This window comes from Maribacter spongiae (genome assembly GCF_047345125.1).
Lineage (GTDB): Bacteria > Bacteroidota > Bacteroidia > Flavobacteriales > Flavobacteriaceae > Maribacter.
This window is the reverse complement of the sequence record NZ_JBLFEQ010000003.1, coordinates 1-13252: the sequence shown is the minus strand read 5'-3', so window position 1 is coordinate 13252 and position 13252 is coordinate 1. Positions and strand designations below refer to the sequence as shown.

Below are 13252 nucleotides of genomic sequence, written 5' to 3'. Positions count from 1 at the left end.
ATCAATCCCATTTCATTTGTTATTCAAAATATCAATATAATCTGATACAAAAACAAAAACATCCTTAAAGGTGTGTGGTTCGGGCATTTCGTATCCGTTTATAAAAAAGGCAGGAGTCTGCGAAACAAACATATTTTGACTCCATTGAATTGACTTTTTGATAAGTTCATCCACCTCTGACCTAAAGTTCATCGAATGATCGTATTTGCGTTGCCATTGATCAATATCAGGATCCGTGAACCAATCTGTAATTATATTTTTTACGATTGGATTATCTTGATTATGACCATTTTTCCAGACTAGCTCTTCGTAGACGTTCAATATTTTAGAAATGACCACATACTCTTTTTTTGTCACATCAAAACTTTCCATGGTGAACCGAATCCGCACTCCAATATCTTCGGGATGTTTGTCCAAAATCTTGTGCAACTCATGGTGTGCTTTAGCGCAAGAAGGACAATAAGGATTACTGACAATTAGAAATTGTAATACTCCATTGGGATTACCATAGTAGATTTCTTTTTCCCAAAGGGAATCGTCCACTTTTTTGTGCAGTGGCAAAAGTGCATCGAACCATTTGGGATCCTCTCGCCATTTCCTTATCCGTATACTTTGGTGGATAGATAGGTTCGCTATGGCCAACAACGGTTTTACGGGTAACCAGAACGATGCCAACAATATGCCTGTACCAAAGACCAAAAAGTGTTTCGGCGATAGGTTGGAAATCATGTCGGGCAAAACCGATGGAACATCAAAATGAATAATCAGATTGATCATTTGCAACCACAATATGAAAATTGTGGCCAAGCATAGTTTGCACCATGAACCTAGGTGCCATTGGTAAAAAATTGAGACCAGGGTAAAAACGACCGCCAATGATTGTATGGTTAAAAGCAACGATAATTTTTCAACAGTCCCATGACCTCCCGCTAGAAAAGGATACAGGATCATACTTCCAAAAAAAATGGCGGCCACATCTCCTAGCCCGATACCACCACCAAAATGTCCTAGTTTGGAACCTAGCACTTTTTTACATCCAGATTCCCCGACTTTACAGAACATATCTGAAATATCGGTTGTCGTACCCATGCTGTAGGCTATAATTGCCCCGCAAATAAAAAGCCCGACAACAGACAATAGAAAATGAAGGAACAGGGCAAGTTCAAATTGCAGAACCTGCTGAAGAACAAAGACAATGGACAATATAGAGACGGTTGCCCATAAAACTAGCTTTTCAAGTTTTTCCTTTTTGAAGTAACGATCGTGCTCTTCATGGATTATCTTTCCATTTTCGTCCAACAGTAAAACAATGCCCGTCCATTTTTTATAAAACCCTTCTTTAGACGTCATATCACGTTTGTTTTTGATTACCCGAAAATCTTGCCCGTCCTCGGGAGTGAACATATGGGCCAAAAAAGGAAAATCCAGTGCTGTCCATTGTTCTTTGTTTTCTAGTTGTATGGCCTGGTTTTCAATTCTAAAATCGTCCAAGGTATCTGTAATGCTTTTGAGCGAAGGATAATTTAAATGTGATTCAAGTCGTTCCTTGAGATAACGCTTACTGACTTTAATTCCTGAAAATTTTAAAAAATTATGGATGGTATTGTAAAGTTCCATGGATTATAATTGATTTAAAAAATGAAGAAAGATAAATAAGTATTGCAAAATACATATATATATTATTTATTGTAAGAATTTATTTAATAAACTAAAATTGAATGATCTTTTAGAATGGAGGGCTAAAACCATAAAACCCTTTGGGCATTAAGGCAGGTCGGTTTTCTCCCGAATACCATTGGATGCCATGGGTATTGAGTTACCTTTTATTGGATTTAAACTGGAATTGGGATATATCCAATACCCTATTGGTTGATAAGTTATACAATACCTATAGTAACCCTAAGTTACAATTTGGTAGATTTCGGTATTTGGGAAATAGACCATGAAGGTCTGGACGGGATTATACTCAAGCAACTTAAGGACACCAAGCCGTCTTGTAATTATTGATAGATTTGACAAAGTTTTTTGATGAAGAATTATTCACTTAAAATTCAGAATATCAACGACTTATTTTCGATATCCTCAAGCGTATGGCATTTTCTAATATGATTTTCATTATATGAGCGGATTACTTGTAATGTAAATAACAAAATGATTTCATCTTGTTAAATAATCTTATTAATATTGTAGGATTATACGTAAAATTTTTAATTTACTATAAATCAGAGTATTGTTTACATTTTCAAAGAGTTCCTGATCTTGTTAAACTATAAGCGTATTCAGATATGTCGCCAATTTGAACTATTGATAATCTTGGAAGAAACCAATCATAATTACAAAAATGCCTAAAGTTTCTTTGGGTTCAAAACGATATTCTTTCGCGAAGAATGGACATAAGCCTTGGGTGTCCATAAATGTCCAAGGATAATTTAATATCACATAATATATTTAACAATGAAAAAATTTAATCTAGGACGAGAATTGTCTAAAAACGAACAAAAAAATGTAACAGGAGGAGCAACAGTTCTTTGTTTTCGCGGTGCAAATTTTCCATGGGGTGGTGAATGGACTCAAACCGAAATTGAAAGCTGTAGTGGGGGTGCCGGACAAGCTTATTGCCAGTCAATTGGCGCCAATATCTTTGCAGGTTGTAATTAGTGTCAAATCTTTTAAAGATATGATACAGCTTAGCTATAATGGTTGCATTTAATAGACAAATTAAATGAAGCTTGTCTAAGCAAGGATCCCAAAATTATTTTTTGGGATCCTTCTCGTAACAGAACATACAGTTTTCAGTCAAAGAATTTTTCTAGGCTATATAATATAAAAAAGTACATTATCCATTCAAGGTCGAACAGAAAATGGGTTGTAAGGCAAGAAACATCAATAATTTATCCTTGGCTTGCCCTATTTCGTTTTTCTTTCTAAAAAGAATATGATTTACGAATTTTGGCCAATCACTTAAAATCTTTTTTTTGAAAAAAAACTTTCCATTTTACAAGCAACCTGATTCCAAAGACTGTGGCCCTACTTGTTTACGAATTATCGCCAAACACTATGGAAAATTAATCTCACTAAAAGAAATTCGAGAACTTTCCGAAACCACTAGAGAGGGAAGTAACCTTTTGAAATTAAGCGAAGCGGCTGAAGCCGTCGGGTTTAAATCTTTGGGTTTTAAAACAAATTATGACAAACTGAAAGAGGCACCTTTGCCCATTATCGTGCATTGGAACAAGAACCATTTTGTTGTCGTATACAAAATAAAGAACGATGTTGTATATATATCGGATCCGGCCCACGGACTCATCAGTTATACCAAAGCAGAGTTTATACAGAGATGGATAGGGAATAATGCCGATGAACAGACCAAGGAAGGCATTGCACTCCTATTGGAGATTACCCCAAAGTTCAAACAACAAAAATGGGAGAATACGGATAAAAAATCATTTCTTTTTTTATATCAATATCTTTTCAAGTATAAAGGATTGGTACTCCAATTGTGTATCGGTCTTTTGGTGGGCAGTCTGTTACAGCTTATTTTTCCCTTTCTTACACAAAGTATCGTGGATGTCGGCATACAGAACCAAGACATTAATTTTATATATCTGATCTTGTTGGCACAAATCATGTTATTTGTTGGCCGTACCAGTGTAGAAGTATTCAGGGCTTGGATATTGCTGCATTTGAGTACCCGTATCAATATCTCTTTGGTCTCTGATTTTTTCATTAAACTCATGAATCTGCCCATATCATTTTTTGACACCCGTATGACCGGGGATATTATGCAACGGATCAATGATCATAGTAGAATAGAGACCTTGCTTACCGGAAGTACGTTGAGTACCCTTTTTTCATTGACCAACCTTGTTGTATTTGGGGCTGTATTGATTTATTATAACCTTTCCATCTTTTTTATATTCGCTATTGGAAGTATCGTCTATGTCATTTGGATACTGTTCTTTCTCAAAAAGCGGAAAGATTTGGATCATAAGCGTTTTTCCCAATTGAGCCAAGAACAAAGCACGGTCATTGAACTCATTAGCGGAATGCAGGAAATCAAGATGCACAATGCCGAAAAGCAAAAAAGATGGGGGTGGGAATTTGTACAGGCCCGACTGTTCAAGGTCAATATGAAGAACCTCGCTTTGGAACAGACCCAAGAGGTAGGTTCCTCCTTTGTCAATGAAGCCAAGAACATATTTATCACCTTTACTTCTGCGGTTTTGGTCATTGAAGGTTCCCTTACTTTGGGTATGATGCTGTCCATCCAATATATTATTGGTCAATTAAATACACCCATTATACAATTGGTGGGATTCATCCGAACGGCACAAGACGCCAAGATCAGTATGGAACGTTTGGGAGAAATACATGATAAAGAAGATGAAGAGGATGTGGAAAAACAGTATGTATCCAACATCAAATTTGACAAAGATATTGTCATAAAAGATTTGTCATACAGATATATCGGCAATGATGAAAATGTGATCAAGGGCCTTAATTTACATATTCCTGCGAATCGGACCACGGCCATAGTTGGTGCCAGTGGAAGTGGCAAGACCACTTTGATGAAATTACTGCTCAAGTTCTATGAGCCTAATAAAGGAAGTATTATGTACGGAGAGCATCATTTGAACACGATTTCACATAAAATTTGGAGGGGCAATTGTGGGGTTGTGATGCAAGAAGGCTATGTGTTCAATGATACAATAGCCCATAATATTGCGATAGGTGAAGATACCATAGATCAAGAACGGCTCATAACAGCATCAAGAATGGCCAATATCTATGATTTTATCCAATCACTTCCTTTGGGATACAATACCAAAATTGGGAACGAGGGAATAGGTATGAGCACAGGCCAAAAGCAACGTCTGTACATTGCCAGGGCCATATACAAACAACCCAAACTATTGTTCTTTGATGAGGCCACCTCGGCATTGGATGCCAAGAACGAACGCACCATTATGGAAAATCTGAACGCCCTGTTCGAAGGGAAAACGGCCATTATCATTGCACACAGGTTAAGTACCGTCAAAAATGCAGATCAGATTTTGGTGATGGACGAAGGAATCATAAAAGAAAATGGCACTCACAAAGAATTGTTGCAAATAAAGGGAATCTATTACAGTTTGGTGAAGAACCAATTGGAACTTGAAAAATTAAAGGATACTGTCAATGCCTGAGAACAATAATACAAATCGACTCAATCTACGATCGGAAGAGGTACAGGAAATTCTCACCAATCCCCCTGCATGGATCGTTCGTTGGGGTATTACTCTAATTTTTGCATTCACCTGTATTTTGTTGACACTCTCTTTTATCATCAAATATCCTGATTTTGTAGGTGCAAAAGTATTGGTGACTACCAAAAGTCCCACTGAAAAGGTAGTGGCGCGATATTCTGGCCGTTTACAATATTTGGACATAGTTAACCGGGATACGGTGCATTTGCGACAACAGTTGGCCATTATCGAAAATACGGCCGACTTTAATGATGTATATTTTTTGAAAAGCATTATGGATTCTTTGGCCTTTACTACAGAAAATCTTGTATTTCCTATCGAGAGAACTTCCGATTTGTCATTGGGTGATATAGAACCAGCTTACATTAATTTTGAAAAGAGCTATGTGGACTATTTCTTGCTTAAGGATTTAGACCCCTATTCTAACCAGCTCAGGGGGAACGAACGTTCATTGGATGAGATCAAACTTCGCTTAGTAAATCAAATCAAACAAAAAGAACTGTTGGAAAAGGAATTTGGATTGAAGCAATCCGATTTCAATAGGCATAAACAACTATACGAAAAGGGGGTGATCTCGCAGCAAGAATTTGAGAACAAAGAAGGAGAACTATTACAAATACAAAAGAACATAGGCACCATGGCCATTTCCATTTCGCAAATGCGCGAGGCCATCTCATCTGCCGACCAAGCCCTAAGAAGCACACGAATTAATGAACATGAGGACAATACACGGTTTTTGAAAAACTTGTCCCAAACATACAATACACTTAAAAAGGCAATACGGGATTGGGAGCATACCTATGTTCTTTCCTCATCCATTGAGGGTGTGGCCAGTTTTCAAGAGGTTTGGGGGCTTAACCAATATGTTTCTTCCGGAGATATAGTCTTTTCCATTTTGCCGTTGGACACCTCCGATTTAATGGGCAAATTGACCATTTCTTCCCAAAATGCCGGCAAGGTAACCATAGGTCAAAAGGTATTGGTAAAACTGGATAATTATCCCTATCAACAATATGGTATGCTGATAGGAGAAGTGCTCAATATTTCAATCTCACCCGATGTCCAGGGAAACTATGTCGTCTATATAGATCTTCCCAAAGGGACCATTACCTCTTACGGTCAAAAGCTGGATTTCGAACAAGAACTTTTGGGCAATGCAGAAATTATTACCGAGGATCTTAGTATAGCACAACGAATGTTCTACAAATTCAAGGATATTTTTAAATATTAATTTTTTGACCAAAAGGGCTAGTAACTCTTACCGTTATATTCATTGCACTTTTCTTCTTTTTCTTGTTGTTTGGATACAGCTTGCCCATCTGCTCATCCAAATCAACGGTTTGCATACGATCATCGATGGGATACTAGATAAAAAGGGTAGGAGAGGCCCTGAAATTTATACAGATATGACCGAATCGTTTTTTAAGAACCGAATCGCAATTTGAAAGATCAAAACCAACCGCTATAATATAAAGATCATAATGTTTTCAAATATTCCAATAAGGCCGTTCTTTCATTATCCGTTAGCACATCGCCAAAGGTATGTCCACCATTACCATAGCCTTTCAAGGTAGTATTGTACGTATTTTTATCCGCTTGTCCCGTTTCTACGGTATAGTTCCATCCCAATTTGGTCCGATCATAGTCCGTATTATCAAAAGTCCTTTTCCAATATTTTGGTCGTTCGCTACTTTTAAGGACATCCGCAACAGTAGGAACGGAACCGTTATGAAAATAAGGTGCCGTAGCCCAAATACCGTCCAATGGGGGCGCAATGTACCCGCCTTCGGGCATAAGTTCCAAAGGGTTGTCAAAGGTGCCGAACCAGCCATTATTGAACCAATCCAGAAAATAACTGTTTAATCCCGAAGGGGTATTATAGTGATCGGAAAGTTCGGCATCTGTTCCTATACTTTCCAGGGCCACTAAAAAATTAGGATAGGTACCATCACTCCCTCCATACGTTCCATGACATTCCGTACAGGTATTTTCAAAAAGGACTTTTCCCTCTTGGGCAAGGGTTTCATTTATTTCATAGGGATATTCCGGTGCTTCCAGACCGTAGATATATGCCAAAACATCTTCCATATGGGCATCGACCTCTTCGGCCTTATCCGAATCCTGTAAAGTCAATAAACTGGATCCTATAAACGATTTGCAAAAGTCCATTCGCCCCATGGCCGTATAGAACATGGCATTTTTCTTTTTTAAAAGCCACCAGGCCGGTACATCGGCCGGTATAACCTCATCGGACAACTCAATGAGCGGTTCGTCCTGCCATTCCAAAGTGTTCTTATCCCGATGTGAAATCAAAACCTCCGTAATTTTATTGGCCGGATTGACTCCTCTGCTCAAGGTCATGGTTTTTGGGCCTATGGCGGTAATACTCTTTGCAAATTGTACATAAGCTTCCGCTTCCGGACTATCGGAACCATAAATAGAATTAATGGCAGCGGTCAATAAAGGAACATTGTCCGCCCTATTGTTCGTATAATCCCCATCATGTTGGCCCAATCCGATAATATATTCATTATTTATGCTCGCCGAATGACAGTTTAAGCAATTGGGAGCAACTATCCGAACTCCATTCGGAGCGGTAATGGCCGTATTATCATAAGAAATTATGGCATTGTCCCCCGTTCTGTCCAAAAGGTTCGAATTATCCTGCCCATTGCCAAATACCCATGCATCATAAGGTACCCCGGAGCTCATATAGTCCCCATTAAAAAGATACTCCTTTCCGGAAGTTGCATCGCCGGAACGTTGTATAGATCCCGGTATTTTGGTGACCTTGATAATTACTGGATCCGGTTCTTCAATAACTTCGGGCTTGTCCATGTCCAAAATCTCTTCCCTTACATCATTGCTAGAACAGGAAATAATGATCATGGATGCGACCAGCGAAAAACAAATAGAGCCAACTTTCATTTCATCTTTGAAAAACATAACATATAAAAGTAGGCAAAGTAAAAGAAAGCCTTTATTCTATAAGATAGAACGCTATTATGATCGATTAATGACCCATTATCTGTTCGTTGATAAAATCCTGCCTCAAAATTAAAATACATCCGTTATCTTTGTATTAGTTTAAAGAAGGGGATTTTTTGTTATGCTTCTTATAACCATTGTTTTTTCATGATATGATCATAATGGTTTGAATTGATGATTTTTGTATTTTCTTTTCTTCTAAACGTTCACTTTAAAACCCATTAAAATACGAATGGCGAGATCACAACAGACCTTTAATAAGACCGAGAAAGAAAAAAAACGCCTCAAAAAAAGAGAGGAAAAACAAAAAAAGAAGGACGCTAGAAAGGCTGCCGCCAAGGAGAATGGTCCCACGGGAATCCAATTTGCTTATGTAGACCATAATGGCCATTTGGTAGATACACCACCGGACCCGGATATGAAAGTGGAAATAGAAGCGGAAGATATTGTATTGGGAATTCCTAAAAAGGAAGAAGGGGAAGTAGAGGAGTTTGATCCAATAAGAAATGGTAAGGTTTCCTTTTTTGATACTTCCAAGGGGTTTGGATTTATTTTAGATACCGAAAACCAGGAAAAATATTTTGTTCATGTAAGCGGCCTTATCGATGAAATTGCGGAAAATGACAAGGTTTCCTTTGAACTGGAAAAAGGCATGAAAGGGATGAACGCGGTAAGGGTGAAAAAAATATAAGCTTAGGTTGCCCTGGATATGTTGTTAGAGGTCAAATTATCCCAGAGATATACTTTGTGAAAATACTATCCGAGTTTTGGACTATTCTATTTTTAAATCGATTTTCCGAACGATACCCGGGGCCATATGGTTCAAATAAATATTCCCTACCCGCACACGTATTAATCTAAGGGTTGGAAATCCTACGGCAGCGGTCATTTTTCTAACCTGTCTGAATTTCCCTTCGGTCAATATAATTTTTACCCAGGTAGAATTTCTATGTGTATCTATACGCAAGCGGCTATCGGGTTCCGGAAGTATTGGAATAGTACCTAAACGGAAAGCCCGACAAGGTTTGGTCACATATCTTTTTCCGAATACTCCTATCTCCACACCGTTTTTGATCCGTGTAATGGCTTCACTGGTAACCTCGCCGTCCAATTGTGCCCAATATTCTTTTTCAATACCTGAGGTATTGATATGGTTACATAATTTGCCATCTGTTGTCATCAATAACAAACCTTCCGATTTTTCATCCAAACGGCCTATGGGCATTGTTCCCGAGGGAAAATCATGCAATTCGCTCAAAAATCTTTTTTTGCGCAACTGACGTTCTTCCCCTGAACTCAATTGGCTCAGCATACCAAAAGGTTTGTACAATTTAAAATGGGAATGTGCCATTTTTTAAAATCTAGTGAACCAATACGGTTTCATTGGTCGGAAAGTTACTCTTTTTATCCAATTCATTCTGTAGAACTTAATGAAGGCCGTACCTTTGCCAGCTTTGAAAAAAGATATCATGACAGAGACCGTTTTTGAACTTCAGGACAAAAAGACCGATAAGGAATTATACGACTACCAACAGGGGGCCATCCAAAATATTTTTGAAAAATTCGATAATGAACGAGAGGATTATCACCTGTTGTATCAGTTACCTACCGGGGGAGGTAAAACGGTCATCTTTTCGGAAATCGTCCGGCAATATTTAAAAAACCATAACAAAAAGGTGCTTGTTATGACGCATCGTATAGAACTGTGCAACCAAACTTCCAAGATGTTGACAAGTTTTGGCGTGGTGAACAAAGTGGTCGATAGCAAGGCCAATTTGGACGATCAGGAACAATATAGTTGTTTCGTGGCCATGGTAGAGACACTGAACAATAGACTTAATGACGATAAACTCGACATTTCGGATGTTGGTCTCGTTATTGTGGATGAGGCTCATTATAACTCATTTACCAAATTGTTCAAGTTCTTCGAAAAGTCGTTCATCCTCGGTGTAACGGCAACGCCCTTAAGCTCCAATAAGGATTTACCGATGAAAGATAATTATGATGAGCTTATTCCCGGGGAATCCATTGAAAACTTAATACAGAACGAGTTTCTGGCCCGGGTAGATTATCATCATTATGATATGGGGCTTACCTCATTGGAAATAGGTTCCAACGGGGACTATACCGTTAAGTCCTCTACGGACCTATATACTAGCCCGGCCATGCTCAATAAGTTATTGGAGGCTTATAAAAAACATGCGCAGGAGAAAAAGACCCTGATTTTCAATAATGGTATCGAAACCTCGATCCAGGTATATCATACATTTAGGGCGGCGGGTCTGCCGATCATGCATTTAGACAATACCGCCACCAAAAAACAACGGCTGCAAATATTAAAGTGGTTTAAGGAAACGCCGAATGCCATTTTGACTTCCGTGAGTATTTTGACCACGGGTTTTGATGAGCCCACCATAGATACGATCATTCTCAATAGGGCGACAAAATCATTGACCCTGTATTACCAGATGATCGGCCGGGGTTCTAGGGTCTTGAACAATAAATCCAAATTTACGGTAGTGGATCTGGGCAATAATATCTACCGTTTTGGGCCATGGGGCGCCGATTTGGATTGGCAGTCCATTTTTAGGTCCCCTAATTTTTACATTGATCGTATTCAAGATGATGAAAGTATTGAAAGTACTTTTAGGCATGAACTGTCCGAAGAGGTCAAGTCCGAATTTTCAAAGTCCAATGAAACGTATTTTGATGTAAAGGAAACCTATGAAGAAGCTACGTTCAACGGTGAGTCCTCTAAAACCGTCTTGGAAAAATCCATTGCGCAACACGCCTATATCTGTATTGAAAATAGCGAAGATGTCTATGATGCCATTGCATTGGCAAAATTGCTGAAAGAGGATATTGACAATCGCATTCATATGTATGCCAAATGCATTAGTAAAAGCACACATAATTTTCTAAGTTGGTTAAAATTGGATTACCAAAAGAAGTTAAATGCCTATCTGCGTGAAAATTTTGATGAGGTCTTTGAAAAGATCCATGGGTATCCACCGGAGGATTGATAATACTCTTTTTTGGCATTTAAATTTCCTATGGGCTTGCCCATATCATTTTTCAAACTATAAAGGATCCCCTATCAATGATTCATGGTTTACCATACGGTCGTCGGTATTCGCATAAACTCGAAAAGGGGGGATAGAAGGAACTGAACTCGTTTAAACTTTTTGGATTATAGCGAACCCACCTACCGGCCGGGCATGAATCTGGGGTTTTGCCCCTGCCGAAGGTATTTTTAAATTACATCTGTCTACTACTGTCAGGCAGGGAGCAAATGCTATAGGAGGAAATAGAAAACAGGAATATTATTGCCTAGAGCAGGGGGTAATGCCCAGAGTCTCGTTCAAAGTATTTCGTACAGCACCTTTTATTTTAATAAAAACTTAAAAAATTATTTGTAATCTTGGTAATCGGTTACATTCAGGTACAAATTCATTATTCACTTAAAATCGTCCAATGAAATTAAGGTCAATATTTCACTCATCCATTTTACTATTCGGGCTTTGTCTGTCCATGCTTTCCTGTAAGGACAACAAAGAAAATAGTACCGCTACTAAGATTGAATACCGGGAACGGGCATCGGTTTTACCCATAGAGCAACTTAAACTTCCGGAAGGGTTCAAGATAGAAGTCTATGCGGATAGTATTGATGGTGCACGTTCCATGGCCATGGGGGATGATGGTACGCTGTTCGTGGGTACCCGCAATGACAAAACGATCTATGCCATACAGGACCGGGATGGGGATTATAGGGCAGATCGGACTATTTTGTTGGATACAACTATGGAAGTCCCTAATGGAATTGCCTATAGAAACGGGGATCTTTATGTGGCGGAGGTAGATCGGCTACTTAAATATGCGGATATCGAATCCAATCTGGATAGTTTGCCCGTACCGGAGATTATCTATGATGATTATCCGGATAAATTTCACCATGGCTGGAAATATATTGCCTTTGGCCCGGATGGGAAGTTGTATGTGCCGGTGGGTGCTCCATGCAATATCTGTGATTCCACAGTGGTAGATGAGCGTTTTGCCAGTATCACCAGAATGGATCCCGATGGAAGCAATCGGGAAATCTATGCTAGGGGCGTTCGGAATACCGTTGGGTTTACCTGGCATCCTGAGACTCGGGAAATGTGGTTTACGGATAATGGGCGTGATATGCTGGGGGACGATATTCCGCCATGCGAACTCAACCGTATTACAGAGGCAGGACAGCATTTTGGCTATCCTTTCTGTCATGGCGGTACGGTAAAAGATCCCGAATTCGGGGACCAATACCCTTGTTCGGATTTTACGGCTCCCGCACAAACGTTAGGAGCACATGTAGCGCCCTTAGGGGTTCAATTTGCTACTGGGGCCATGTTTCCCAAAGCATATAGGGGACATGCCTTTATTGCGGAACACGGTTCTTGGAACCGTTCCAAAAAATCAGGTTATAGAATAACCTTGGTCAAATTGGAAAATAATAAGGCCATTGGCTATGAAACCTTTATAGAGGGTTGGTTGGATGATGAAACACAAGAAGCATTTGGCAGACCCGTGGATTTGTTGTTCTTAAAAGATGGATCCATGCTCATATCCGATGATTTTGGGGATGCTATCTACAGGGTTTCTTACAATGGCGTTTAAACGGGAAAATATATATCCTTGGGCACCTTAGATTGATCGCATATCAATTTTAAAAACTGTTTAGATGATGTGGTGCCGGCCTCATTTTGCACTACATTTTTATGATTTTTTTTTTGAAAGACTTCTTCTCAAAAAGCAATCGATTATTTATTTTCTATAAATACGCACTATTGTAAGAAAAAGTGTGTGAAATAACATAAAAACCTCAGTAATTCTAAGGTTTGTCTATAATAAACTTTAATAACCCGTTGTGCATTTTGATTGAGATATAAAAAGTTGTGCAAACTGCTCAATGGCAGTAAATTGTAATAACGACAAAACAATTAAGATGCACAACTTTGATGAAATTTACGAAAGAATACTGG

9 protein-coding genes are annotated in these 13252 nt (G+C 38.8%); 6 read left to right on the top strand and 3 right to left on the bottom strand.

Annotation, left to right across the window (positions count from 1 at the left end; translation table 11 throughout):
* Positions 1-12 precede the first annotated feature (12 nt).
* A complete protein-coding gene (locus ACKWB9_RS04845; protein ID WP_414001870.1) occupies positions 13-1617 on the bottom strand; it encodes a thioredoxin domain-containing protein in 1605 nt (534 codons plus the stop codon).
* A gap of 837 nt (positions 1618-2454) precedes the next feature.
* Between ACKWB9_RS04845 and ACKWB9_RS04840 the strand changes: the two genes are divergently transcribed.
* The 3 genes from ACKWB9_RS04840 to ACKWB9_RS04830 all read left to right on the top strand — a co-directional run bounded on the left by ACKWB9_RS04840 (position 2455) and on the right by ACKWB9_RS04830 (position 6477).
* A complete protein-coding gene (locus ACKWB9_RS04840) occupies positions 2455-2658 on the top strand; it encodes a hypothetical protein (protein ID WP_414001869.1) in 204 nt (67 codons plus the stop codon).
* Positions 2659-2975: 317 nt separating this feature from the next.
* Positions 2976-5186, top strand: coding sequence for a peptidase domain-containing ABC transporter (locus ACKWB9_RS04835; RefSeq protein WP_414001868.1), 2211 nt, complete (start codon positions 2976-2978; stop codon positions 5184-5186).
* Positions 5179-6477, top strand: a complete 1299-nt coding sequence (locus ACKWB9_RS04830; RefSeq protein WP_414001867.1) for an HlyD family secretion protein — start codon at positions 5179-5181, stop codon at positions 6475-6477. The genes ACKWB9_RS04835 and ACKWB9_RS04830 overlap by 8 nt, the downstream gene beginning before the upstream one ends.
* A gap of 245 nt (positions 6478-6722) precedes the next feature.
* Here the strand turns inward: ACKWB9_RS04830 and ACKWB9_RS04825 are convergent, their stop codons facing one another.
* Entirely contained in the window at positions 6723-8192 is a 1470-nt protein-coding gene (locus tag ACKWB9_RS04825) for a c-type cytochrome (RefSeq protein ID WP_414001866.1), read from the bottom strand.
* Positions 8193-8466: 274 nt separating this feature from the next.
* Between ACKWB9_RS04825 and ACKWB9_RS04820 the strand changes: the two genes are divergently transcribed.
* Complete coding sequence (locus tag ACKWB9_RS04820) at positions 8467-8925, top strand: cold-shock protein (protein ID WP_414001865.1); 459 nt, start codon at positions 8467-8469, stop codon at positions 8923-8925.
* Positions 8926-9006: 81 nt separating this feature from the next.
* Here the strand turns inward: ACKWB9_RS04820 and ACKWB9_RS04815 are convergent, their stop codons facing one another.
* A complete protein-coding gene (locus tag ACKWB9_RS04815; RefSeq protein ID WP_414001864.1) occupies positions 9007-9585 on the bottom strand; it encodes a pseudouridine synthase in 579 nt (192 codons plus the stop codon).
* A 118-nt stretch (positions 9586-9703) separates the two neighbouring features.
* Here ACKWB9_RS04815 and ACKWB9_RS04810 point away from each other — a divergent pair, with 118 nt between their 5' ends.
* Together ACKWB9_RS04810 and ACKWB9_RS04805 are read left to right on the top strand one after the other, a co-directional pair.
* A complete protein-coding gene (locus ACKWB9_RS04810; protein ID WP_414001863.1) occupies positions 9704-11257 on the top strand; it encodes a DEAD/DEAH box helicase in 1554 nt (517 codons plus the stop codon).
* 451 nt (positions 11258-11708) lie between these two features.
* A complete protein-coding gene (locus tag ACKWB9_RS04805) occupies positions 11709-12887 on the top strand; it encodes a PQQ-dependent sugar dehydrogenase (protein WP_414001862.1) in 1179 nt (392 codons plus the stop codon).
* Positions 12888-13252 lie beyond the last annotated feature (365 nt).

Coding starts and splice junctions, on each gene's coding strand:
- ACKWB9_RS04845 (WP_414001870.1), bottom strand. CDS start 1,617: ATGGAACTTTACAATACCATCCATAATTTTTTAAAATTTTCAGGAATT.
- ACKWB9_RS04840 (WP_414001869.1), top strand. CDS start 2,455: ATGAAAAAATTTAATCTAGGACGAGAATTGTCTAAAAACGAACAAAAA.
- ACKWB9_RS04830 (WP_414001867.1), top strand. CDS start 5,179: ATGCCTGAGAACAATAATACAAATCGACTCAATCTACGATCGGAAGAG.
- ACKWB9_RS04825 (WP_414001866.1), bottom strand. CDS start 8,192: ATGTTTTTCAAAGATGAAATGAAAGTTGGCTCTATTTGTTTTTCGCTG.
- ACKWB9_RS04820 (WP_414001865.1), top strand. CDS start 8,467: ATGGCGAGATCACAACAGACCTTTAATAAGACCGAGAAAGAAAAAAAA.
- ACKWB9_RS04815 (WP_414001864.1), bottom strand. CDS start 9,585: ATGGCACATTCCCATTTTAAATTGTACAAACCTTTTGGTATGCTGAGC.
- ACKWB9_RS04810 (WP_414001863.1), top strand. CDS start 9,704: ATGACAGAGACCGTTTTTGAACTTCAGGACAAAAAGACCGATAAGGAA.
- ACKWB9_RS04805 (WP_414001862.1), top strand. CDS start 11,709: ATGAAATTAAGGTCAATATTTCACTCATCCATTTTACTATTCGGGCTT.